This window comes from Pseudoalteromonas sp. T1lg75 (genome assembly GCF_002964705.1).
In the GTDB taxonomy this organism is placed as follows: domain Bacteria; phylum Pseudomonadota; class Gammaproteobacteria; order Enterobacterales; family Alteromonadaceae; genus Pseudoalteromonas.
Genome location: NZ_PQCD01000015.1, coordinates 228,750 through 252,808 on the forward strand (window position 1 = coordinate 228,750; position 24,059 = coordinate 252,808).

At 50.6% G+C, this 24,059-nt stretch carries 18 protein-coding genes and 1 pseudogene; 15 read left to right on the forward strand and 4 right to left on the reverse strand.

Annotated elements, in window-relative coordinates; all coding sequences use genetic code 11:
* Positions 1-159: 159 nt before the first annotated feature.
* From C2M36_RS03775 to panP, 7 genes and pseudogenes are all read left to right on the forward strand, one after another.
* A pseudogene (locus tag C2M36_RS03775) lies at positions 160-2,588 on the forward strand (zinc-dependent metalloprotease).
* A gap of 192 nt (positions 2,589-2,780) precedes the next feature.
* Entirely contained in the window at positions 2,781-4,136 is a 1,356-nt protein-coding gene (mpl, locus tag C2M36_RS03780) for a UDP-N-acetylmuramate:L-alanyl-gamma-D-glutamyl-meso-diaminopimelate ligase (protein ID WP_105253758.1), read from the forward strand.
* Complete coding sequence (locus C2M36_RS03785; protein WP_105187868.1) at positions 4,133-4,756, forward strand: flavin prenyltransferase UbiX; 624 nt, start codon at positions 4,133-4,135, stop codon at positions 4,754-4,756. Before mpl ends, C2M36_RS03785 begins: the two co-directional genes overlap by 4 nt.
* Entirely contained in the window at positions 4,757-5,677 is a 921-nt protein-coding gene (locus C2M36_RS03790; RefSeq protein ID WP_105187867.1) for an ABC transporter ATP-binding protein, read from the forward strand.
* 2 nt (positions 5,678-5,679) lie between these two features.
* Entirely contained in the window at positions 5,680-6,447 is a 768-nt protein-coding gene (locus tag C2M36_RS03795; protein ID WP_105187866.1) for an ABC transporter permease, read from the forward strand.
* Positions 6,447-7,112 carry a tRNA (guanine(46)-N(7))-methyltransferase TrmB gene (gene trmB / locus C2M36_RS03800; RefSeq protein ID WP_105253759.1) on the forward strand — a complete coding sequence of 222 codons (666 nt, stop codon included), beginning with the start codon at positions 6,447-6,449 and terminating at the stop codon, positions 7,110-7,112. Before C2M36_RS03795 ends, trmB begins: the two co-directional genes overlap by 1 nt.
* A 230-nt stretch (positions 7,113-7,342) precedes the next feature.
* Positions 7,343-8,971, forward strand: a complete 1,629-nt coding sequence (panP, locus tag C2M36_RS03805) for a pyridoxal-dependent aspartate 1-decarboxylase PanP (RefSeq protein ID WP_105253760.1) — start codon at positions 7,343-7,345, stop codon at positions 8,969-8,971.
* A 193-nt stretch (positions 8,972-9,164) separates the two neighbouring features.
* On the opposite strand, the gene C2M36_RS03810 is transcribed toward panP, so the two are convergent.
* The 3 genes from C2M36_RS03810 to C2M36_RS03820 are packed head-to-tail and all read right to left on the reverse strand — an operon-like array spanning position 9,165 to position 12,164.
* Entirely contained in the window at positions 9,165-10,106 is a 942-nt protein-coding gene (locus C2M36_RS03810) for an alpha/beta fold hydrolase (protein ID WP_105253761.1), read from the reverse strand.
* A 6-nt stretch (positions 10,107-10,112) separates the two neighbouring features.
* Positions 10,113-11,480 carry an ATP-binding protein gene (locus tag C2M36_RS03815; RefSeq protein ID WP_105253762.1) on the reverse strand — a complete coding sequence of 456 codons (1,368 nt, stop codon included), beginning with the start codon at positions 11,478-11,480 and terminating at the stop codon, positions 10,113-10,115.
* Entirely contained in the window at positions 11,481-12,164 is a 684-nt protein-coding gene (locus tag C2M36_RS03820) for a response regulator transcription factor (protein ID WP_105253763.1), read from the reverse strand.
* A gap of 165 nt (positions 12,165-12,329) precedes the next feature.
* Here C2M36_RS03820 and C2M36_RS03825 point away from each other — a divergent pair, with 165 nt between their 5' ends.
* The 5 genes from C2M36_RS03825 to C2M36_RS03850 all read left to right on the forward strand — a co-directional run bounded on the left by C2M36_RS03825 (position 12,330) and on the right by C2M36_RS03850 (position 18,354).
* Positions 12,330-12,782 (forward strand): Spy/CpxP family protein refolding chaperone, encoded by a 453-nt coding sequence (locus tag C2M36_RS03825; RefSeq protein ID WP_105253764.1) that lies wholly within the window; start codon positions 12,330-12,332, stop codon positions 12,780-12,782.
* Positions 12,783-13,697: 915 nt separating this feature from the next.
* Positions 13,698-14,714, forward strand: coding sequence for a Fe(3+) ABC transporter substrate-binding protein (locus C2M36_RS03835; RefSeq protein WP_105253766.1), 1,017 nt, complete (start codon positions 13,698-13,700; stop codon positions 14,712-14,714).
* Between the two features lie 13 nt (positions 14,715-14,727).
* On the forward strand, positions 14,728-16,359 hold the full coding sequence (locus tag C2M36_RS03840; protein ID WP_105253767.1) for an ABC transporter permease: 1,632 nt from the start codon (positions 14,728-14,730) through the stop codon (positions 16,357-16,359).
* Entirely contained in the window at positions 16,359-17,399 is a 1,041-nt protein-coding gene (locus tag C2M36_RS03845) for an ABC transporter ATP-binding protein (protein WP_105253768.1), read from the forward strand. Before C2M36_RS03840 ends, C2M36_RS03845 begins: the two co-directional genes overlap by 1 nt.
* Positions 17,400-17,457: 58 nt before the next feature.
* Positions 17,458-18,354, forward strand: a complete 897-nt coding sequence (locus C2M36_RS03850; protein WP_105253769.1) for a Dyp-type peroxidase — start codon at positions 17,458-17,460, stop codon at positions 18,352-18,354.
* Between the two features lie 18 nt (positions 18,355-18,372).
* Here C2M36_RS03850 and argR read toward each other — a convergent pair whose 3' ends face one another.
* A complete protein-coding gene (gene argR / locus C2M36_RS03855) occupies positions 18,373-18,840 on the reverse strand; it encodes a transcriptional regulator ArgR (protein WP_105253770.1) in 468 nt (155 codons plus the stop codon).
* A gap of 494 nt (positions 18,841-19,334) precedes the next feature.
* Between argR and mdh the strand changes: the two genes are divergently transcribed.
* From mdh to aceE, 3 genes are all read left to right on the forward strand, one after another.
* The gene (gene mdh / locus C2M36_RS03860; RefSeq protein ID WP_105200191.1) at positions 19,335-20,270 is read left to right on the forward strand and encodes a malate dehydrogenase; all 936 of its coding nucleotides are present in this window, start codon (positions 19,335-19,337) and stop codon (positions 20,268-20,270) included.
* Between the two features lie 284 nt (positions 20,271-20,554).
* Positions 20,555-21,304 (forward strand): pyruvate dehydrogenase complex transcriptional repressor PdhR, encoded by a 750-nt coding sequence (pdhR, locus tag C2M36_RS03865; RefSeq protein ID WP_105253771.1) that lies wholly within the window; start codon positions 20,555-20,557, stop codon positions 21,302-21,304.
* 88 nt (positions 21,305-21,392) lie between these two features.
* Positions 21,393-24,059 carry a pyruvate dehydrogenase (acetyl-transferring), homodimeric type gene (gene aceE / locus C2M36_RS03870; protein WP_105253772.1) on the forward strand — a complete coding sequence of 889 codons (2,667 nt, stop codon included), beginning with the start codon at positions 21,393-21,395 and terminating at the stop codon, positions 24,057-24,059.

Here is a 24,059-nt window from a genome sequence, read left to right on the forward strand (position 1 = left end):
TTATGGGGTCTACACGACATTTTAAAGTGAGAGCATGTCGTCTAGATTACGCTGTCTATTTATCGCTTTGTGGTTGTAGATTGTATACATCGGGATATACTCAATGCTGATTAATTCCACACCCAAGCAACGATACCAATAACAACAAAAGTGAGAATCATGCCAACTACGCAGATAATACGAATAGCACTGTTTCTTTTGTTCTTGCCTATGATAACCCAAGCGCAGGCAGCAATTAAGTCTATCAGCCAATTTACTCAAAATATGAGCAAGTATCCGGGCTATTTTACCTTCTACTATGCCAATGATGAGGGCAAACTTTATCTCGAAGTGGATAAGTTGAAGGCCCCCTTCCTGTTACAGCAAAGCTTACCCTATGGCGTGGGCTCCAATGATATAGGCTTAGACCGTGGCCAGTTGGGTAATACTTATTTGGCGCAGTTCGAGCGCATGGGCAACAAGGTGATGTTGCGCGCCTTGAACACCTACTACCGTGCCTCAAGCAGCAATAGTGCCGAGCAGCAAAGTGTTAATGAGGCCTTTGCCTCCAGTATTTTATATGGTTTGAAGTGCAGGCCAGCACGGATACTCGCGTACTGGTGGATTACACCCCTTATTTGTTAAGCGATGTGCACGGTGTTAGTCGTACCCTGGCGGCGCGCAAACAGGGTAACTTTAGTGTCGACACCAGCCGCAGTGCGGTGTTTATGGCGCGCAGCAAGTCATTTGTGAAAAATACCGAGCTGGAAGCGGTTATCACCTTTACCGGCACCAAGCCCGGCGAATTCGTTAAGCAGGTTAGCGCCGACCCTTACGCAATGAGCGTAAATATGCACCATTCCTTAATTGCCTTACCGGATGATAAATACCAGCCGCGAGCATTCCATCCGCAGTCTGGTTATTGGAGCGTAGAACACAAGGACTACTCGGCACCTTTGGGTGAGAGCATGCTGGTGCGTTATATTCCCCGCCATCGCCTGGCCAAAAAGCATCCTAACCAGGCTCTCAGTGAGCCGGTGAAACCCATTATTTATTACCTGGACCCGGGCGTGCCCGAGCCGGTGCGCACCGCTTTGCTTGACGGTGCCAAATGGTGGAATAACGCGTTTGAAAAAGCCGGCTATAAAAATGCCTTTCAGGTGAAAATGCTGCCCGAGCATGCCGACCCCATGGATGTACGCTTTAACGTCATTCAATGGGTCCATCGCGCCACCCGCGGCTGGTCATACGGAGGTTCGGTGATAGACCCGCGCACTGGCGAAATCATCAAGGGCCATGTGACCCTGGGGTCGCTGCGGGTACGCCAGGATATCCTGATTGCCGAAGCCTTGGCGGCTCCTTATAAAAAGGGTGATGAAGTTACCGCCGAGTTGCAGGCCATGGCGCTGGACCGCATTCGTCAGCTCAGCGCCCATGAAATTGGTCATACCCTGGGGATCGCCCATAACTTTGCCGCTTCACCTCAAGCACGGGCCTCGGTAATGGATTACCCTCATCCGTTAGTCAGCCTGGACGAGCAGGGAGTGCTGGATACATCGAAAGGCTATGCCAAGGGTATGGGCGTGTGGGATGAGCAGGTGATCAAATATGGTTATGGCGACTTCAGCCGCCAAAACGAAGCTCAAGCCCTGGCCAAGATCCTTGCCGAAAATAAAGAGCTAGGCCTCGAGTTTATTTCCGACAGAGACGCCCGTGCGCAGGGCGGTGCCCACCCTAGCGGCCATTTGTGGGATAACGGCGATAACCCAAGTGCCGAATTGGAACGCGTGATGAAGGTGCGAGCGAAAGCCCTGGCCCGTTTTGGTGTTGAGAATATCAAATCCGGCACCTCCTTATCTCAGCTTGAAGAAGTACTGGTACCCCTGTATTTGTTCCACCGCTATCAGGTGGAAGCCGCGGTCAAGCTGATCGCCGGTGTGGATTACAGCTACGAGGTACGCGGTAAAGAGCAGGTGCAGGGCGCGCAAGTGGTCGATGCCAACGTGCAGCGCCAGGCCTTGGCAGCGCTGTTGCTTACCTTAGATGCCAAAGAGCTGGTGGTACCCGAGTCGATTTTGGCCTTGATCCCGCCTAAAGCCTATGGCGAATACAGCACCCGTGAAAGCATAGTGGGTCGCACCGGTATTACCTTGGATGCCTTAGCTTTGCCTGAGGTGGCGGCAAATCACAGCTTGAGCCTGCTGTTACACCCGGAGCGCGTTAATCGCTTGGCACAACAGGGCGCCCGCTCCGAGCAAGCGTATAACCTAGATGTATTACTTGATACCCTGGTGAAGCGGGTATTCGACAACAACCATGGCAATGCCATGGAGGCAAAAGTGCAACACCGTATTCAATGGTTGACGGCGCAGCACTTCGCAACCCTGGTTGCCAGCGACAAGGTGGCGCCGGAGGTGCAGGCTCAGTTTAAATTTTACCTGCAGCGTGTGGCCGAGGATTACAGACAAAACAAGCTGCTAGGAAGCGTCAGCTCTGGGGAAAGCGCCTTTAAACAACATCTGGCCGATGCCATTAATCACTTTCTGGAAAACGGTCAATGGCAACAAAGCTTTAAGCCATTACCTTTACCGCCGGGCTCGCCTATTTAGGGAGACCCTAGGTAGATTGGTCAGGCTAAATTTGGCATCATATAAGGCCGCGCGATACTCACCTATTGCGCGGCCTTATTATTTAGCCCGAGTGCGGGTTAAGAACTTAGCTACCACGACACATATAATTCGCTCAAGACTGATATGTCTAGCCAGATAGCAGCCCAGGTTCGGGCTATTTAGGAAGTCATTATGCACATACATATTCTCGGCATTTGCGGCACCTTTATGGGCGGCATTGCGGCGATAGCCAAGGCGTTGGGCCACCATGTCACCGGCTCGGATCAAAACGTGTATCCGCCGATGAGCACACAGCTGGAAGAATTGGGCATTGAACTGGTGCAGGGCTACGATCCCGCGCAGTTAGAGCCGGCACCCGACGTGGTGGTGATTGGTAATGCCATGAGTCGTGGCAACCCTTGTGTTGAGTATGTGCTGGAAAAAGGCCTGCGCTATACCTCGGGACCTGAATGGCTAAAAGACCATATCTTGCGTGATAGTTGGGTATTAGCGGTGGCGGGGACCCATGGTAAAACCACCACCGCCAGTATGCTGGCCTGGGTGTTGGAATACGCCGGTCTTAAACCGGGCTTCTTAATTGGTGGTGTCGTACAGAATTTTGGGATCTCGGCGCGCGTGGGCGAAACCCCGTTTTTCGTTATCGAAGCCGATGAATACGACACGGCATTTTTCGACAAGCGCAGTAAGTTTGTTCACTACCTGCCAAGAACGCTGATCCTCAATAACCTGGAATTTGATCATGCGGACATTTTTGCCGATTTAGGAGCCATACAGACTCAGTTCCACCATTTACTGCGTACCCTGCCGGGCTCGGGCAAGGCGATTTACCCCAGCGATGATCAGGCTCTGGTCGAGGTGATCAATAAGGGCTTTTGGAGTGAACAAGAAGTCTTAGGCGCCGCGCAATGGGATTATCAGCTACTTAAGGCCGATGGCAGTGAATTTACCGTATTGTTTGCCGGTGAGCCACAAGGCGTGGTGCGTTGGCAGGCCATTGGCGAGCATAATGTTAAGAACGCCCTGATGACGATAGCCGCCGCACGCCATGTGGGTATTCCGGTGGCAACCAGCATCGCTGCGCTGGCGGAGTTTATCTCGCCAAAGCGCCGTATGGAGCACAAGGGTGAGGTGGCGGGTGTCAACGTCTATGACGACTTTGCCCATCACCCCACGGCCATTGCCACCACCTTAGCGGGTTTGCGTGCCAAGGTGGGTGATGAGTCAATTATTGCGGTGCTTGAGCCGCGTTCGAACACCATGAAGATGGGCGTGCATCAGGATACCTTACTGGACTCCCTGGCTGAGGCCGATCAGGTGTTTTTATTCGAGCCTCCCGAGCTGGGCTGGTCATTGCAAGCGCGTGCCGAGCAGGCTGGTGCCCGTTGTTTGGCAGATATGGACGCCCTGGTGGACGAGATAGTGGCTGCCGCCGCCAAGGGGAGTCATATACTGATTATGAGTAACGGTGGCTTTGGCGGCATTCATCAGAAGCTACTCGATGCCTTGGCACAAAAGGAAACATCATGAGTACATTCAAAGAACCTATCACTCTTGCCTTTAGCGGCGCCTCCGGCGCCCCATACGGTCTGCGATTATTGCAGGTGTTGATTGAGCAGGGCCACCAGGTGTTTGTGTTGATCTCCAGCGCTGCCCGGGTGGTGTTTGACACCGAATCCGGCATTAAGCTGTCGGGTAATGAAGAGAAAGCCACGCAGCAGCTGAGCGAGCTGGTTCATGCCCAAGACGGTCAACTTAAAGTATTCGGTAAGGACAACTGGTTTAGCCCGGTGGCGTCGGGCTCCGCCGCGCCGAAAAAAATGGTGGTCTGCCCGTGCAGTGCCGGCACCGTCTCGGCCATCGCTACCGGCGCCTCGGATAACCTGATGGAGCGCGCCGCTGATGTGGTGATTAAAGAACGCGGACAGCTGATTTTAGTACCCAGAGAAACCCCTTTTAGCGAAATTCACCTGGAAAACATGCTTAAACTGGCGCGCATGGGCGTCACCATTATGCCGGCGGCTCCGGGCTTTTATCATCAACCCGAGTCGATAGCCGATCTGGTCGACTTTATGGTAGCCCGTATTCTCGATCATCTCGGGATAGCGCAAACACTTACCTCGCGTTGGGGTTATGGAGAGCAAAAATAAATGACCATTGCATTGAATATTCAAGGGTTAAAAAAGACCTATAAAAACGGCGTTGAAGCCGTCAAAGGCATTGATTTACAAGTTCAGCAGGGCGACTTCTTTGCCCTGCTAGGCCCCAATGGGGCGGGCAAGTCCACCACCATAGGGGTGATCTCATCCCTGGTGAATAAAACGGCGGGCAAGGTGGAGGTCTTCGGTCATGATATCGATACCGACCTGGAAGCGGCTAAGTCGGAACTGGGCTTGGTCCCGCAGGAGTTTAACTTTAGCCAGTTTGAAACCCTGCAACAGATTTTAGTCAACCAGGCGGGCTATTATGGCGTGCCTCGTGCCGAAGCCCATAAACGCGCCGATAAGTACCTGGCACAGCTTGGTCTGTTAGACAAAAAAGACAAGGCCGCGCGCACCCTTTCCGGGGGGATGAAGCGTCGCCTGATGATCGCCCGTGCCCTGATGCACGAGCCCAAGTTGTTGATCCTCGACGAGCCAACCGCCGGTGTCGATATCGAATTGCGCCGCTCCATGTGGGATTTCTTACGTGAAATCAACAAACAAGGCGTGACCATTATCCTGACCACGCACTACCTTGAAGAAGCCGAGTTGCTGTGTAAAAACATCGCCATTATCGACCATGGCACCATAGTGGAGCACACCACCATCAAAGCCCTGCTGGCCAAGCTGGATAAGGAAACCTTTGTGCTCGATTTAAAACAACCGGTGCAACCGGTGAGTCTGGACGGCTATCAGTTTGCCCTGACCGACGAGCATACCTTGGAGGTTGAAGTAGCCAAGTCACAGGGCCTTAATGGTGTATTTAGTGCCTTGAGTGAGCAGGGGAATACGGTGCTAAGCATGCGTAACAAGGCAAACCGTTTAGAAGAGTTGTTCGTTGGCTTGTTAAATCAAGGGCGAGGGGAGTAAGCATGTTGAAATATGGCGTTGCGCTAAAAAGTATTTGGATCAAAGAGTGTATTCGGTTCTTGCGAATTTGGGTGCAAACCCTGGTACCCCCGGCAATCACCATGACCTTGTATTTCGTTATTTTTGGCAGCCTGATCGGCTCGCGTATCGGCGAGATGGGCGGTTTTAGTTATATGGAGTTTATCGTTCCGGGTCTTATTATGATGTCGGTGATCACTAACTCCTACTCTAATGTTGCCTCAAGCTTCTATTCCACCAAGTTCCAAAAGAGCATCGAAGAGCTGCTGGTGGCACCGGTGCCGAATTACATCATAGTGCTGGGTTACATGGGCGGTGGCATGGCACGCGGTATGCTGGTGGGCTTAATTGTGACCCTGGTATCGCTGTTTTTTGTGGATATCCAAATTCATAATATCTTCGTAATTGTGGCGACTGTGATCCTCACCTCGGCGGTGTTTGCCCTGGGGGGTTTGATCAACGCCGTGTATGCCAATAGCTTTGATGATATCAGTATTATCCCCACCTTTGTGCTGACACCGCTCACCTATTTAGGCGGCGTGTTTTATTCCATCTCACTCTTGCCTGAATTTTGGCAAGGGGTGTCGCAGATCAACCCCATTATCTACATGGTCAATGCCTTCCGTTTCGGCTTTTTAGGGGTGTCTGATGTGAACATCTGGTTCGCCTTTAGTGTGCTACTGGTATTTATCACAGTGTTATTTACGGTCGCACTGACATTAATTCGCAAGGGTGTGGGGCTGCGTCACTGATGAGCGAAGCAAATTCAAGAGCCATAGTTTCTAACCAGCCAAGCCTGCATGAAAAGCTTGATGAAGTGGTTAATAAGCACCTGACGGCGGAGTTTAAAAAGCCTATCGCCGCACATACACAAGCGGCCTTTGATGAGGTGAATGCCAAGGTGCAGGCCTTTAATGGCCCCATCATCCTCGACTCCTGCTGCGGCGTCGGGGAGAGTACCGCCAATTTGGCTAAGCTGCACCCGCAAGCCCTAGTGATCGGCATAGACAAGTCTGCGCATCGTTTAGATAAGCATGATGTGCAATATCGCCAGGACGAAAATGGTCAGTATATGCTGGTGCAAGCGGATCTGAACGACTTTTGGCGCCTGGCGGTACAGGCAAAATGGCAGCCAACACACCATTACTTGTTGTATCCAAACCCCTGGCCCAAGGCCAAGCATTTGCAACGACGCTGGCATGGCGCCGCGGTGTTCCCAAGCATAGTGCAGCTAGGTGGTCGGCTTGAACTACGTAGCAACTGGGATATTTACGTGCGTGAGTTTGCCCGCGCTCTGCAATTGGCGGGACACCCTACTGGGGTCAGTGAATATGCCAGTGACACAGCCATTACCCCGTTCGAACGTAAGTATTGGGCCAGTGGTCAACAAAGCTATCGTTTGGTGGTGCAACTGTAGTTATCAGGGCGCGCGGGAGTGTGAGCCTGTGGCGCCCATATCATTGCCATTTATAGTGAAAATGTCGCAAAAAGTTCATGCAAGGTTCTTAAATTTGACCAAAGCTGCAAGACTTTCTAAGGTGATTGCTATAAAGTGAGCGCAAGTAAATTGAACCGCTTGTAGCGATCCGTCATCGCCCTATACCAGTTCAGTGAATTGGTATCCAAGCCAACCCAATTAGGTATGTCATGAGTGATAAGCGTTTTGCCGTAGCATCAGAGCAAAGCTTGATGCGCGTCTTTACGGTGCCAGAGGCACCGGACTCAACGCTCAGCAAAATAGAAGCCGAAATCTCCAGTAACCTGGCCGGTTTTCTGAATGAGAACATCGCTGCGGTGGAAAAGCCGCTGCATGAAATTGAGCGCGATTTCGAATCGGCGCACATCCCCGAAGAACCTATGTTTGTCAGCGCTCACGCTCAGGACATCATGGATAAGCTGGTGGCGCATTCGGTGCACACCGCGGCCCCAAGCTTTATTGGTCATATGACCTCGGCGCTGCCACACTTTGTGTTGCCGCTTTCAAAGCTGATGGTGGGCTTAAACCAGAATCTGGTAAAAATTGAAACCTCTAAGGCCTTTACGCCTTTGGAGCGTCAGGTTATCGGCATGCTGCATCATATGGCCTATGGCCGTAAACAGGGGTTTTACGATAAGTGGATGCACAGTGCCAAGACCTCGCTCGGTGCCTTCTGCTCAGGCGGGACTGTGGCTAATATCACGGCGCTGTGGATCGCCCGTAACCGTTTACTCAAACCCGAGGGTGACTTTAAAGGCATAGGCGCTCAAGGCCTGGTAGCGGCCATGTTCCACTATGGTTATAAGGGTCTGGCGGTACTGGTGTCGGAGCGAGGCCACTATTCTCTGGGTAAGTCGGCAGATTTGCTCGGTATAGGTCGCGATCACTTTATTTCCATTCCCACCGACAAAGACAACAAGGTGGATGTCGAGGCCATGCGCAAAGAAGCACAGGCGCTGCAGGCCCAAGGAATTAAGGTGATGGCCATAGTCGGTGTAGCGGGGACCACGGAAACCGGGAATATCGACCCACTCAATGAGATGGCCGATTTGGCGGCGGAAATAGACTGTCACTTCCATGTTGATGCGGCCTGGGGCGGCGCGACCTTGTTGTCGCAAAATGCCCGCCACCTGTTGGCCGGTATCGAACGTGCCGACTCCATCACCATAGATGCACATAAACAAATGTATGTGCCAATGGGAGCCGGTATCGTGCTGTTTAAAGACCCCAGCGCCACCGATGCCATCGAGCATCACGCCGAGTATATCTTGCGTAAGGGCTCGAAAGACTTGGGCAGCCATACCCTGGAAGGAAGTCGTCCTGGCATGGCGATGCTGGTGCATGCCTGCTTGCGCATTATTGGCCGTAAGGGCTATGAAATGCTGATCGACAAGAGTTTGGACAAGGCCCGTTACTTTGCCGATTTAATTAAGGCGGAGCCGGACTTTGAACTGATCTCCGAGCCCGAATTGTGTTTGCTGACCTATCGCTACGTGCCAGAGGCCATCAAGACGCGCTTAAAAAGCGCCGATGAGCAAACCAAGCTGGATATCTATGCGGCGCTTAACCGCTTTACCGCCAGTATGCAGAAGCGTCAGCGTGAAGCCGGGCGCTCATTCGTCTCGCGGACCCGCTTAACACCGCCCGAGTATGGTTATCAGCCGACCGTGGTATTTCGTGTGGTATTGGCTAACCCATTAACTTCGAAAGATATACTTCAAGATATCCTGGCGGAGCAGCGTGAGTTGGCCTTGTCCGATCCCATGTATAAGAAATACCTGGCGAAATACTTAACCTGAGGTTTGGGTAAGGGGTGAGCTAACTTATTGTTTTTTTAAAGTTCACTATAAATACCCCCTTGTCTAGCCAGAGAGTTTTAGGGATAACCAGGCGAATTTACGCACTAATAGCTGGCTATTGGTAGTGAATTCAACGCCGTTAGCGCCAAAACTGGCTGCTAGAAAGGCATTAGCTATCCGAAGCTCAGGTTACTTATAACTGCTCACAAAAGTTGAGTAAATCGCGCAGCAGGGCTTTACGAATGGAGTCCTGCTCGCATAATAGCTCATGCCTCGCACCTAGGTAGGATTTTAATACCGCCTTGTGCTGCGCATGTACATAGTCTTGATAGGGCGAGGTATCGACCACGCTATCCTCCTGCGCCGCGGCAATAAACAAGGGCACCGGGCACTGACTCTGCCTGAGTTGAGCGATTGCCTTAAAGGCCGCATCCAGCCACTTATAGGTCACACCACCGAGCTGTAACTCCGGGCTTTGCTGATACAGGGCACGAAAACGCCGGTAACGCTCCTCGCTGTGAGTTAATTCATTTTCGTTAAATGGTACCGCCGCATAAGGGCCGTGCCCGGGCACATAGCCCTCGCCCTTAGTAAAGGTGCAGACCGAGCTGGCCCACAACTTGGCAAGCCAGGGGGCTGTTGAACCCGTGTTTATTTGCAACATGGGCGCACTTAAAAAGAGCCCGGCAAACTGCTCTGGGTGAGTGCAAACATAGTCCAGGGCAATGGCGCCGCCCATGGAGTGACCGAGCAGGATTTTTTTGCCCTGCCACTGAGGGTTCACTACCTCGGTGATAAACTGGTGCAGATCTGATTTATAGTCATCAAAGTGGCCGACATAGCCCTTGTGCACATCGGCGAGATGGCGGTAAGAGCGCCCCTGACCCTGATGGTCGACAATAAACACGGCGATATTGTTACGCGCCAACTCCCACAGCAACTCCTGATATTTTTGTGCCGCCTCGATGCGTCCCGAGCTGATCACTATGGCGTAATCGGCGCGATAGGGCAGATGATAGGCATAAAACAACTTGCCGTGCTTGGTTTCCAAAAAGCCTGAGCTCATCTCCTGGTGCCAAAAATGGGCGATGGCGTCATCGTTTTTATGGAGCAGGGCTTCGCTGGAATAAAACATTCAGTATTAAGTCGTAGGTAGCTTGATGGTGGCTACTAAACCACCTTGTGGATGATTTTGCAATACCAGCTCCCCCTGATGCGCGGCGATGGCTTTGGCGGCTATGGCCAAGCCCAGACCCGTGCCGCCGCTGTTGCGGGCTCGGGCACTGCCAACGCGATAGAAGGGCTCGGTAATATGGGCGAGCTCTTGCTCGGCAACGCCGGGTCCATCATCGCGAATGCTGAGTTGCCATTGTTGCTGCTCGTGTTTGAGCGTCACCTCGATATGGCTGTTGGCGTACTTAATGGCGTTGCGCAGCAAGTTTTCACAGGCGCTGGCCAACAGCATGGCATCGACTCGCAACAAGGGCTGATCCGGCAGTGAGGGTAAACTCAGGGTTTTGTCTTGCGACCTAGCCTCAAATTCGGCATCGGTAAAGACCGGGGTAAAGAGTTGCGCCGGTGACATCAGTTCGGTTTGCAGGCTTTGTTGGCGATTTTCCAAACGCGACAGGGTGAGAATGCGCTCTATCATCAGGTCTAATAATTGCGCTTCTTTTTCAATACGTTGTAACTGCACTAGCGTGTCTTTGTCGGCCTTGTCCTGGGCGATGGCGCAGGCGAGGGATAAACGCGTTAACGGTGAGCGCAGCTCATGGGAAATATCCCCGAGCAAGGTTCTTTGGGTATTGACCAGGGTTTCCAGGCGCTGCGCCATGGCATTGAATTCACGGGCGAGAATGCCAATTTCATCGCTTCGTTGCGCGGCCAGGGTGACACGGCTGTCGAGTTGCCCTTCGGCAATGGCCCGAGCGCTAAAGCGCAGCGAATTCAGTGGACCAATCAGGGTGCGGGTAAAGAGAAAGCTCAGCAATAAGGAGGCGCCAATGGCGACCGTGACCTTAAGCCAGTGCGGGAGCAACTTGAGACGCACAAACCAGGGTAGGGTGCGTTCTGGGCGCAGCTCATAAAGCTGGTACTGACCATCGGGCAGGTTGATTAGCAGCGGCCCCAGGGCGTGGAAATGCTCGTTAAAAATCATTTGCGGTGCCATATCGGGACGAAAGTTTAACAGGCTTAAATCCACCGCTTCGCCGGCATTAAAATTACTGTAAGCCAGGTCCTTGTCCGGCGAATATAAATACAGCTTGCGTTTTTTTAAGCGTCCCAGGTTGATCACCTCCTGCGCCGAGTGCTGATGCTTTTTTGCCGAGCGCTCAACCGCGTGACCCAGGCGCTTAAAATAGTGGGCATCGCTGCCTTGCAAGGGCTCGTAGCTGAGATCGCTGAAGCTGACCGAGCTCAGTGCAGCCATAAGTATGATGGTGGCCGCGAAGGTCAGCCAAAACCACAGAAAAATTTTTACATAGAGCTTGTTAACGGGATTACTCACTTAGGCATCTCCGATCAATACATAACCGGCACCGCGAACGGTGCGGATACGCTCGTTCTCTACATGTTCTGCTATTTTTTTGCGCAGATTACTGACATGCATATCGATGGAGCGATCATAGGGGGCTAGGCGGCGGCCTAAAACCTGTTCGCTGATCTGCTCTTTGCTGATCACCGCACCAGGCTCTTGCAGCAACAGATGTAAAATAGCAAACTCGGTACCGGTCAGGCTAAGGGGTTGTCCCTGTGCGCTGGCGCTGCGACTTTGCATGCAGATATTCAGGTTGGCAAATTCCAGCTCTTGTCGCGGTTGGCTGTTATTTATATGTTCTATGCGGCGGGTGATCGCCTTAATACGCGCGATCAGCTCGCGATGATTAAAGGGTTTAGGAATATAGTCGTCGGCGCCTAGCTCTAGGCCAAAGATGCGGTCGAAATCATCGCCTTTGGCGGTCAGCATGATCACCGGCACTAGGGACGTGGCACGCAGTTGTTTTAGTACTTCAAAGCCGTCCAGTTTTGGCAGCATGACATCGAGCAGGATCAGGTCGTGCCTGTTTTCCAAGGCCAGTGCTAGGCCTTGTTCGCCATCGTGGGCGCACTCTACCTCAAAGCCTTGCGAGTGAATATATTCACTCAGCATGGATGCCAGTTCAATGTCGTCGTCTATTAATAAAACCTTCATCGCCAATCTCAAAAACACGGGTTCTCAGTTCATACTAACTGATTGACTGTTTACAGCGCGACACCTTTACACAACCTTTACGTGCCCCTGACACTGCTTTGCGTAGCGCTTGCTAGAGTAAATAACGCACCCAGTTCACAACCAAGGACAACGTAGGAGTCCGTTATGAAATTAAATAAGTTACTTACAGTCGCCGTTATTTCTATCACCTTAGCGTCCACCGCCGCATTGGCCGGGCAAGGGGGTCACCACAAGCATGGTGAGCGCGGTATGCTTAGCGAGCGCATGATTGCACACCTACAGCTGAGCGAGCAGCAGCAAACGCAAATCAAAGCCATTATGGAAGCTAACAAACAGCTTAAGCCGCAACGAGGCTCACGCCACGAGAGTTATCAGGCCTTGCAAGCGCTGACCAATACCAGTGAAAGTTTTGATGAGCAGGCGGCCCGTGAAATCATTCAAACGCAGCAGAGCAAGCAAATGGAGCGCAAAATTGCGCATCTAAAAACCAAGCATCAGGTGTGGAATATCCTCACCGAAGAGCAGCAGCAAAAGTTTGCGCAAATGAAAGCAAAGCATAAAGAGCGTCGTGGTCATAAACGCGACAGCGACAAATAAGAAGGCTCGCTAAAGTCTTAACCGCAGCGTATCTCTGCGCAGCATTAATCAAGGGGGGAGTTTTCTCCCTTTTTTTGCCTAATGATCAGCTTGATATGGGGTGTAGTAGGCTAAGAGTGAACTTGTGTGAGAACACAGCAGAGATAAAACGTGAACAGCAGATAAAAAAGACGCGACCATATAGGTCGCGCTGACGGAATTTTCCAGCATCCTGCCGGTATTGAAGCAAGTTCAATTCCCTGTAATCACCGTGGTGATTAAGCCGCAACATGGCTGTTGCGGTGTCGTCCCTGTCCCCTTTTTCCTGTGACAACCTGTCGTACGGCATAGTGCTTCGCATGTAGTTAGCATTTTGAATTACTAAGCCGCTTTGGTTCTCTCCCCCACATCCTGTGATGCCTGCTTCCAGCTGGCGTTCCTTAGGCGAACCAATGCCTGCGTCCCCTTGCACATCCAGTGCCTGAGCATCCTGCTCTTTTTCCTTGCTCTTGGTTACAGTCCCTTGCGCCGTGCTTCCTGCCGCTAACCTTCCTGGTGCTGAGCACCTCCTGTACTCAAATCCCGGCAATCCCTGCTGTGGTTTCCTTAACTTTTACGCTCGTATGCCCTTACAAGCGATGAAGTTAGTATAAGGGAAAGTTTTAACCTAGGTCAGCCAGATAAACTCATACTAAATTCTGTAAAACCATAGTGACAATAAACATTTCTATTAATAATCAAGATGTTACTGTATTTACTGTTCGTTTTTTTAGCAGTGATTACGGTGATAACCCGGTGAACTGTGCGATATGTCTTACAAAGTTTCGGGCCAACCGGGAAATTATTCTTATGGCTTACTGGTTTAGCACTGTACTTTTGCATCTTAAACAGTATGATGCTTTTGAGAATTATTTTTATTTAAATTAGGAGCCTTTGGTGAAAAAAGCACTAGGATTTGCATTGGCATCGGTTGTTTCAGTTCTGTCTACAGCGCCGGCATGGGCGGCTGAAACCGTGAATATTTACTCATTTCGCCAACCTTTTTTAATTGAACCTATTTTAGAGAAGTTTACGGCGCAAACCGGTATCGAAACCAAGGTCGTCTTTGCCAAAAAAGGTTTAATCGAGCGCTTAAAGCGTGAAGGCAAACACACCCAAGCAGACTTGGTGTTGACGTCAAACTTCAGTGCCTTAATGCAACTCGAAGATATGGCGCTAACACAGACCATCAGCAGCGAACAGGTTGACGCTAACATTCCTGCAGGCTTTCGCGATCCCAATGGCCAGTGGGTGGCGCTGACTAAGCGTGTTCGTAATGTGTATTCGGCAAAAGACAGAGTGGGTAAACTTGATAGCCTGCGTTATGAAGACCTCGCCACAGACGCATACGCCAACAAGGTTTGTATGCGCCCGGGTAAGCACCCTTATAACCTAGGCCTGGTGGCATCCATGATAGCCCACCACGGTGAAGCCGAAACGAAAAAGTGGCTCGAAGGCCTTAAGGCAAACCTGGCCCGCAAACCACAGGGTAATGATCGTGCTCAGGTTAAAGCGGTTAAGGAAGGTCTGTGCGACGTGGCCATAGGCAACAGCTATTATTTCGGCAAAATGATGCAGGATGAGCAGCAAAAGGCCTGGGCAGATGCCGTCTATATTAACTTCCCTAATCAGCAAGATAGGGGCGCTCATGTAAATGTCTCCGGCGTGGTACTAACCAAGCACTCGAAAAACAAGGAAAATGCCTTGAAACTGATCGAGTTTATGACCGACAATACGGCGCAAAATATGTATGCCTCCGTCAATATGGAATATCCGGTTAAGCCCGGTGTGCCCCTGTCCGAGCTCGTGGCATCTTGGGGTGAGTTTAAAGAAGACACGCTGCCGTTAGCGGAAATAAGCAAGCACCGTAGCGCTGCGTTACGACTTCTTGACGAGGTTAAATTCGACCTTTAACTGATTAGTTTCAATGCAGTTTAAATTTTCGCTGTCCTCATGGCAGCTGATTGCGTGGACGACAGGCTTAGGCCTGTCGTTGCCGTTAGGCTTCCTGATTTTTGAATCTCTGCAAAGCGACCCCCAGGTGTTTGCGCACCTGTGGAATACCGTGCTGTGGGATTATATTGGCAACACCATCCTCTTGATCCTCGGTGTGGCCTTATTAAGCTGCGTGATTGCGCTGCCACTGGGGTGGTTGGTGGCCTACTGTGATTTTCCCGGCAAAAAACTCTTTTCCTGGGCGCTGATGTTGCCCTTGGCCATGCCCACGTATCTGATTGCCTACGTGTATACCGACCTGTTTGACTACGCCGGACCGGTGCAAATTGCACTGCGCGATGCCTTTGGCTGGCAATCTCCCGACGACTATTGGTTTTTCGATATCCGTACTCTGGGCGGTGCCATTGTTATGCTGGCCTTGGTGTTGTACCCCTACTTGTTTTTGATATTTAAAACGGCATTAAAAGAGCAGTCGCATAAGCTGGTGCAGGCCGCCGAAATCATGGGCAACACCCCGGCACAGAGCTTTTTTAAGATCAGCCTGCCTTTAAGCCAGGGCGCCATTGCTGCGGCGGTGGCGCTGATCAGCATGGAAGCCATGGCCGATTTTGCCACCGTAAGCTACTTTGCCGTTAGCACCCTGACCACGGCGGTGTACGACACCTGGTTTGGTTATTATTCTTTGACCGCCGCGGCAAAAATCTCCGGCATCATGCTGCTAATCCTGTTTGTGGCTATCATTATCGAGCGTTATTCCCGTCGTAATCAGGCGGTGTTTGAGCGACAAACTCAGCTCGGTGAAGAGTCTTTATATCCGCTTACAGGCGCCAAGGCCTTTGCTGCCAGCGCCTTTGCCAGCCTAGTCCTGTTAGTCGCGTTCGTGGTTCCCGTGCTGGTGTTAGGCGGCTACGCCATTGATTATTTCGATCAGGCCTGGAACAGCGAGTTCTTCCTATATGCCTGGCAAAGCCTGAAAATTTCCGCCTTGGTCAGTGTCCTGGCCATTGTTTTGAGCCTGCTGGTGGTTTATTTCCAGCGCCTGACACCATCGCCTGCCAGTCTCTGGCCAGGGCGCCTGGCAAGCACTGGCTATGCGCTGCCGGGCACGGTATTGGCCATCGCCGTGTTGCTGCCGCTGACCACCTTGGAAGAGGGCGTTAACCAGTGGCTGGAACCCTATGATAAGGCGCCTGGGCTGTTTTTAAGCGGTACCCTGTTTGCGATTATTTTTGCTTACGTGGTGCGTTTTTATGCCATTGCCCATGGCAGTATAGAGTCGAGCTTTAGCCGCATTAGCCCCAGCTTGGATATGGCCAGTCAGTCCATGGGCCGCAGTGCGAGACAAACCCTGACCAGCGTACATATACCCATTCTCAAGCGAGGTATTTTAACCGCGGCGCTGCTGGTGTTTATCGAATGTATGAAAGAATTACCGGCGGCCTTGCTGCTACGCCCCTTTAACTTTGAAACTCTGGCAACCCATGTTTTTCAATATGTGAGCGATGAACAGCTTGAGCTGGCCTCGGTGGCGGCCTTATTTATCGTCGTTGTGGGTCTAATTCCGCTCTATTTTATTAACCGCTCGATGGAGCAAAAACACTGATGACGGCACAGCTTCACTTAGACAATATCAGCTTTAACTATGGCGAGCGTGCCGTGGTGGATAACCTGAGCCTGCATTTAGGCGATAATGAAATCCTTTGCCTGTTAGGGGCCAGTGGTTGTGGTAAAACCACCACCCTCAAGGCTATTGCCGGTTTGCTGCGCCCGCATCAAGGGGTCATTCGTCTCGGCGAGACCATCTTATGCGACGATAACCGCTTTGTTGCGCCTCAGCATCGTAATATGGGCATGATGTTTCAGGATTATGCTTTGTTTCCACATTTGAATGTGGCCGACAACATTGCCTTTGGCCTCAAAGCCATGACCCGGGTCAACAAGGCCAAAAGGGTTAAGGAAATGCTGGCGCTGGTCCATCTCGAAGATTGTGCCCACCGTTATCCTCATCAATTATCTGGTGGCCAACAGCAGCGGGTGGCCATCGCTCGAGCTCTGGCCTATAAGCCCAGTCTGCTGTTACTGGATGAGCCTTTTTCTAATATCGACCATCAGGTGCGTTTTCAATTGATCGCCGATATTCGTCGCATTATAAAAGACCAACAGGTGTCGGCGATTTTCGTTACCCACTCCAAGGAAGAAGCTTTTGCTTTTGCCGATACCCTGGCGGTGATGCACCAAGGGAAAATTGCCCAACAGGGGACACCGCAACAGTTGTTTCACCATCCGCGCTCTAAGGTGGTGGCCGAGTTCCTTGGCACGGGCTTATACCTGGATGCCCAAAAGCAGGATGACTATCATTTTGAAACCCAGTTTGGGGTGGTTAAATCGCAGCAAGCGGTTGAGGGCAGTGAGCAGGTGGGACAGTTGTATGTGCGCCCCCATGATCTGCAGCTTATTGCCGATGAAAGTGGCCCGGTGACCGTGTTGTCGAAGCGATTTGTTGGTACCGAGTATGTGTATCGGGTGCAGGTCTTTGGCCAAGAGCTTGAAGTGCCGGTCAAGCAACCTGAACAAGAGTTTTTGCCGGGACAAAAGCTATCGATTACAATTACATCACATGCGGTAAACTTTTTTACCGCCTAAGCGCCCAGGCCCGCACCGCAGGAGGGCACAATCCAAGAATAAAAACATAGGAACTTAAATGGCCAAAGCGCAATCCGGCGTGTGCGCGCAAGCTAACTTACATGGCTTGCACCTTTTTTTTAATGTCCTTGATGGCCATGATGAAACCCTTAAGGTTAAGCTTGCTCGGCTCATTGATGTGCAGGCTGAGTTTGAGGAGCGTTTCTCCGAAGCCATGGTCGCCAGTTTTGTCGCCATCGGTGCCCAGTATTGGCCGCTCTTACACCCCCAACGTACACCATCAACACTCACGAATTTTCCGCGCGTGAGTCACAGCGATCACAGTGTCGGTGTCCAGCCGTTCGATTTATTTGTGCAAATACGCTCGGACCGAGAAGATGTGAATCATCTCTTTGGCCAGCAAGTCCTGCAGTTGCTGGCGCCCGATGTGGAGCTGGTTGAAGAGATAAGTTGTTTTCGTTTTCTTGATGGTCGGGATTTTAATGGCTTTGTCTATGCCCCAGATACGCCTCATGGGCGGCAAAAAATGCTTACTGCTTTGGTGAGCGACGAGGATTATTTTGCCCACGGCAGCTATATCCATGTGCAGCGTTTTACCCATAACCTGGTGGCCTGGCAAGCGCTGAGCCAAGAGGAGCAGGAGTTCGTGATGGGGCGAACTCGCCTCGACAGTGAGCTGTTGATGCCACTTAATGCCAATAGTCATGCGGTATGCACCGAGTTAAAAGATGAAAAGGGCCAGCCGCTACTGTTACACCAGGGTATGCCCTTTGCGAGTATGAATAAGCAAGGTTTGTTATCGGTGACCTGTGCCGCCAGCGGCACCGCTTTTGGACAGATGCTCAATAGCCAGCTGGGGAATTATCTGCATTATGATGCCTGGCTCGACTTCACCCAGGCGGATATGGGCGCGGCCTTCTTTGCGCCCTCGGTGGATTTACTGAAACGTTTATAAAAGAGGTGATAGCCTCTTTTATACGTTGTCGAACAGTTTGCGCACGCGCTCCAAGGTAACATCAATTTCTGACACCTTCGCGGGGGCGATAAAGATGGTATCGTCACCGGCTATGGTGCCCAGTACGCCATCGGCCTTGCCCAGTGAGTCGAGCAGGCGGGCGATCAATTGCGCCGCACCAGGGCTGGTGTTGATGATGATCATCATTTCGTTGTGAACTATATCAATAACCAGTTGGCGTAGTGGTGACTTGGCGGTTGGAACGGCGAGTTCGGCCGGCAAACAGTATACCATTTCCTGCTTGGCATTGCGGGTTCGTACCGCACCAAATTTACTGAGCATGCGCGAAACCTTGCTTTGACTGATATTGTCAAAGCCTTGCTCCTTCAAGGCGTCGACAATCTCACCTTGTGAACCAAAGTTTTCTTCTTTAAGAATTGCCTTAAAGGCTTTTACCAAAGCTTCTTGTTTTTCTTGCGCTTGCATAATGTCATTCTTCTTTGCAAATTGTTGTCAATATTCTACCTAAGAAGTCAGTGTATTTCATCTTAGTAGGGTCTGTTGACCTTTGCTGTTTGTTTCTGCAGCAGTTTGTAGTGTATTTATACAAGGCGGCACATGTGTGGTGTAGTTATTCTACATGAACATGTAACAACACAGTAGAAATGCGCTACAAGCGCTGCCCTACGGGTTCATCTAAACGCATCCTGCTCTGTGTTACTCGCTATGTACATAGAATGACTATGCACCATAACGAGCGTGGTGACCAGAATGCGTTTAGATTGAACATAAAGTAAACCTCAAAGATAAACAGACCCTAGAATCTTTACAGTTAAGTTTACGACTATGGTCGAGATTATCCTCAAAATAACGCGGATTAATTTGTCTTTATGGCCTATTTTCATTATCTTTAGGGCCATCTTTAGGTCTGATGACCCAAATCTCACATAACCTAGTCTCGTTATTTACGGAGAATTAAAATGAAAGTTGCCGTTTTAGGTGCTGCCGGTGGTATCGGTCAAGCGCTATCTTTACTACTAAAAAATAGCCTTCCTGCTGGTTCTGAACTGTCTCTATACGACGTAGCGCCTGTTGTTCCAGGTGTTGCCGTAGACCTATCACACATCCCTACTGCGGTAGCAGTAAAAGGTTTTGGTAAAGACGACCTTGATGCAGCACTAAGCGGTTGTGACGTTGTTTTGATTCCTGCAGGTATGCCGCGTAAGCCAGGCATGGACCGTGCTGACCTATTCAACGTAAACGCGAGCATCATTCAGACGCTTGCTGAAGGCATCGTTAAAAACTGTCCTAAAGCCATGGTGGGTGTGATCACTAACCCGGTAAACGGCACTGTGCCAATCGTTGCTGAAGTATTCAAAAAAGCAGGCACTTATGACCCGGCGCGCGTTTTTGGTGTAACAACGCTTGACGTTATCCGTGCAGAAACTTTCGTTGCCGAGCTTAAAGGCCTGGACGTAAGCCAGGTTAAAGTTCCAGTGATCGGTGGTCACTCGGGCACAACTATTCTTCCTCTTCTTTCACAAGTGGAAGGCGCTACTTTCTCTGATGAGGAAATCGCAGCACTTACTACACGCATTCAAAACGCGGGTACTGAAGTTGTTGAAGCTAAAGCCGGTGGCGGTAGCGCAACACTTTCAATGGGTGCAGCGGCAGCCCGTTTCTGCCTGTCACTAGTGAAAGGCCTACAGGGTGAAGACGTAATCGAGTACGCCTACGTTGAAGGTAATGGTGAAGATGCACAATTCTTCGCACAGCCAGTACGTCTTGGTAAGAACGGTGTTGAAGAACTTCTTTCTTACGGTGAGCTAAGCGCGTTTGAGCAAAAAGCAAAAGACGACATGCTTGCAACTCTGAACAAAGACATCCAAGAAGGTGTCGACTTCATGAATAAATAAGCTGACGCCTCTGGGCCGTTAGCGGCATCCAAGGAGAGCATCTCTGCGGATGCAAGAGCCTCTACACATTTGTTGTAGGGGCTTTTTTTATGCTTTTTTACATACTTCTAACTGGTATGACCATTTATTGGTGGACGAAAAATACTTTCACTTTTGTCCATATCTTACATACTGAAGTGAATAAAAATGGCGGCGCATAGCAGCAATTTTGACAGTCTAAGGGGAATCTGATACCTTATCTGCACTTTTTGGTATGACCAATTTACCCGAAGCTAAAAATAACCATGTCATTAAAAGTCAAAGCAGCGAAACTTTCGGATGTGATCCTAGCGCAACTTGAGAACATGATTCTCGAGGGCTCGTTAGCTCCGGGTGAAAAATTACCACCGGAGCGTGAGCTCGCCAAACAGTTCGAAGTTTCTCGTCCTTCGCTGCGCGAAGCAATTCAAAAACTGGAAGCCAAAGGCTTAGTCACTCGCCGTCAGGGTGGGGGCACCTTTGTCAAAAACCAGTTGGAGGAAGGGTTAAGCGATCCGCTGTTTGAGCTGATCAGCAAGCACCCGGAATCGCAATTTGACTTACTTGAGTTTCGTCATGCCCTTGAAGGAATTGCGGCGTATTATGCGGCCTTGCGTGGTACCCAAACTGATTTTGACAAGGTCAAAGAAAGCTTCGAAAAAATCGCCCACGCAAGTGACGATCTGGCGGCGAAGGCCAAAGCCATCAATGCCTTTCATTTTTGCATTGCTGAAGCATCACACAATGTAGTGTTGCTGCACCTGGTGCGTGGCATGCAAGCCTTGCTGGAACAAAATGTCCTGCAGAACCTGCAGGTACTGATGAAGAAAACAGAGGTGTCTCAGCAACTTGCTGAGCATCGACAAGTGTTAATGGATGCCGTTATTGAAGGGCGTCCGGAGCAGGCACGTTTAGCCAGTAATGCCCACTTAGCCTTTATCGAAGAAGCATTATTGGAAGCCACCAAAGAGCACTCGCGCATCGAGCGCTCATTGCGACGTACCCGCACACAATAAAATTCGCTATAAGCCCCTGTGGAGCCATGCTCGCACGGGGGCTTTTTGGCATTTTAAATTCGTATTTTAAACATAAGGAAAACTCCATATGTCTGAAGTCAATAAAGTTGACGTAGACGCATTAGAAACCCAAGAGTGGTTACAAGCCCTTGAGTCGGTAGTGCGTGAAGAGGGCGTTGAGCGAGCGCAATTCATTCTTGAGCAAGTGCTAGAGCAGGCGCGTTTAGACGGTGTTGATATGCCAACCGGCACCACCACCAACTACGTTAATACCATCCCAGCAGATCAAGAACCTGCATACCCGGGTGATGTAAATATCGAGCGTCGTATCCGCTCTATCATCCGTTGGAACGCGATCATGATTGTTCTGCGTGCGTCTAAGAAGGATCTTGACTTAGGTGGACACATGGCGTCTTTCCAGTCGTCAGCGGCATTCTACGAAGTATGCTTTAACCACTTCTTCCGCGCTCCAAACGAACAAGATGGCGGTGATTTGGTTTATTATCAGGGCCATATTTCACCTGGTATCTATGCCCGTGCCTTCGTTGAAGGCCGTCTAACCGCTGAGCAACTAGACAACTTCCGTCAAGAAGTGGATGGCAAGGGTCTTCCTTCTTACCCGCACCCGAAATTGATGCCTGAATTCTGGCAGTTCCCAACCGTATCCATGGGTCTGGGTCCAATTGCATCTATCTATCAAGCACGTTTCCTGAAATACCTTGACGGTCGTGGTCTTAAAGACACGTCTAACCAGCGCGTATATGCATTCCTGGGTGACGGTGAGATGGATGAGCCAGAATCACGTGGTGCTATCTCTTTTGCCGCCCGCGAAGGATTAGACAACCTATGTTACCTAGTAAACTGTAACCTACAGCGCCTAGACGGCCCGGTAATGGGTAACGGCAAGATCATTCAAGAGCTTGAAGGTTTATTCAGAGGTGCAGGCTGGAACGTAATCAAGGTTGTGTGGGGCAGTGGTTGGGACAAGCTACTGGCTAAGGACACAACAGGTAAACTACTGCAGCTGATGAATGAGACGGTTGACGGTGACTACCAAACATACAAAGCCAAAGACGGTGCCTACGTCCGTGAGCATTTCTTCGGTCGTTACCCTGAGACTGCAGCCCTTGTAGCTGATATGACCGACGAAGAGATCTTCGCCCTTAAGCGCGGTGGTCATGAGCCGTCGAAACTATTCGCAGCGTTTAAATCAGCACAAGAAACCAAAGGTCGTCCAACTGTAATCCTTGCAAAAACCGTTAAAGGTTATGGCATGGGTGATGCTGCTGAAGGTAAGAACATCGCGCACCAAGTTAAGAAAATGGATATGACCCACGTAGCGCACCTACGTAGCCGTCTTGGCCTCGATGACTTGGTATCTGAAGATGATTTAGCAAATCTTCCGTACCTGACTCTGGAAGAAGGTTCGAAAGAGTACGAATACTTACACGCTCGTCGTAATGCCCTACATGGTTACACACCGCAGCGTCTTCCTAACTTTAGCGAAGAGCTGGTATTACCTCAGTTAGACGCATTCAAGCCACTGCTTGAAGAGCAAAAGCGTGAAGTTTCAACGACTATGTCTTTCGTACGCACCTTAAACGTACTTCTTAAAGACAAGGGCATTGGTAAAAACATCGTGCCAATCATTGCCGATGAAGCCCGTACCTTTGGTATGGAAGGTCTGTTCCGTCAAATCGGTATTTATAACCCGCGCGGCCAGAATTACAGTCCAGAAGACCGTGACATCGTTTCTTACTACAAAGAAGATCAGGGTGGTCAGGTACTGCAAGAAGGTATCAACGAGCTAGGCGCAATGTCATCCTGGGTTGCTGCGGCGACCTCATACAGCACCAACGATCTACCTATGATCCCATTCTATATCTACTACTCAATGTTTGGTTTCCAACGTGTAGGCGATATGGCGTGGATGGCCGGTGACCAACAAGCACGTGGCTTCCTTCTAGGTGCAACGGCTGGTCGTACAACCCTTAACGGTGAAGGACTGCAGCACGAAGATGGTCACAGCCACATTCTTGCAAACACGGTTCCTAACTGTATCTCTTACGACCCAACGTTTGGCTACGAAGTTGCTGTAATTATCGAAGATGGTATCCGTCGCATGTACGGTGAGAGCCAAGAAAATGTCTTCTACTACCTGACTCTGATGAACGAAAACTACCATCAGCCGGCGATGCCAGAAGGCGCCGAAGAAGGTATCCGTAAGGGTATCTACAAGCTAGAGAGCTATGCTGGCAGCAAAGGCCAGGTTCAGCTTCTAAGCTCAGGTACGATCATGAATGAAGTGCGTAAAGCGGCGCAAATCCTAAGCGACGAATTCGGCATTGCTTCAGATGTATTCTCGGTAACCTCATTCAACGAGATCACCCGTGATGCGCAAGATGCAGACCGTTACAACATGCTACACCCAGAAGCAGAGGCAAAAGTGCCTTATGTAACTTCTGTACTAGGTGATGCTCCTGCGATTGCCGCGACCGACTATATGAAGAACTATGCAGAGCAAATTCGTGCCTTTATCCCGGCTGAGTCTTACCGCGTACTAGGTACCGACGGTTACGGTCGTTCGGATAGCCGTGAAAACCTACGTCGTCACTTCGAAGTGAACGCAGGTTACGTGGTAGTTGCCGCACTGACTGAGCTGGCTAAACGTGGTGATGTTGAGAAGTCTGTAATTGCTGAAGCAATTAAGAAATTCAACATCGACGCCGACAAGATTAACCCGCTGTACGCTTAA

Coding starts and splice junctions, on each gene's coding strand:
- mpl (WP_105253758.1), top strand. CDS start 2,781: ATGCACATACATATTCTCGGCATTTGCGGCACCTTTATGGGCGGCATT.
- C2M36_RS03785 (WP_105187868.1), top strand. CDS start 4,133: ATGAGTACATTCAAAGAACCTATCACTCTTGCCTTTAGCGGCGCCTCC.
- C2M36_RS03790 (WP_105187867.1), top strand. CDS start 4,757: ATGACCATTGCATTGAATATTCAAGGGTTAAAAAAGACCTATAAAAAC.
- C2M36_RS03795 (WP_105187866.1), top strand. CDS start 5,680: ATGTTGAAATATGGCGTTGCGCTAAAAAGTATTTGGATCAAAGAGTGT.
- trmB (WP_105253759.1), top strand. CDS start 6,447: ATGAGCGAAGCAAATTCAAGAGCCATAGTTTCTAACCAGCCAAGCCTG.
- panP (WP_105253760.1), top strand. CDS start 7,343: ATGAGTGATAAGCGTTTTGCCGTAGCATCAGAGCAAAGCTTGATGCGC.
- C2M36_RS03810 (WP_105253761.1), bottom strand. CDS start 10,106: ATGTTTTATTCCAGCGAAGCCCTGCTCCATAAAAACGATGACGCCATC.
- C2M36_RS03820 (WP_105253763.1), bottom strand. CDS start 12,164: ATGAAGGTTTTATTAATAGACGACGACATTGAACTGGCATCCATGCTG.
- C2M36_RS03825 (WP_105253764.1), top strand. CDS start 12,330: ATGAAATTAAATAAGTTACTTACAGTCGCCGTTATTTCTATCACCTTA.
- C2M36_RS03840 (WP_105253767.1), top strand. CDS start 14,728: ATGCAGTTTAAATTTTCGCTGTCCTCATGGCAGCTGATTGCGTGGACG.
- C2M36_RS03845 (WP_105253768.1), top strand. CDS start 16,359: ATGACGGCACAGCTTCACTTAGACAATATCAGCTTTAACTATGGCGAG.
- C2M36_RS03850 (WP_105253769.1), top strand. CDS start 17,458: ATGGCCAAAGCGCAATCCGGCGTGTGCGCGCAAGCTAACTTACATGGC.
- argR (WP_105253770.1), bottom strand. CDS start 18,840: ATGCAAGCGCAAGAAAAACAAGAAGCTTTGGTAAAAGCCTTTAAGGCA.
- mdh (WP_105200191.1), top strand. CDS start 19,335: ATGAAAGTTGCCGTTTTAGGTGCTGCCGGTGGTATCGGTCAAGCGCTA.
- pdhR (WP_105253771.1), top strand. CDS start 20,555: ATGTCATTAAAAGTCAAAGCAGCGAAACTTTCGGATGTGATCCTAGCG.
- aceE (WP_105253772.1), top strand. CDS start 21,393: ATGTCTGAAGTCAATAAAGTTGACGTAGACGCATTAGAAACCCAAGAG.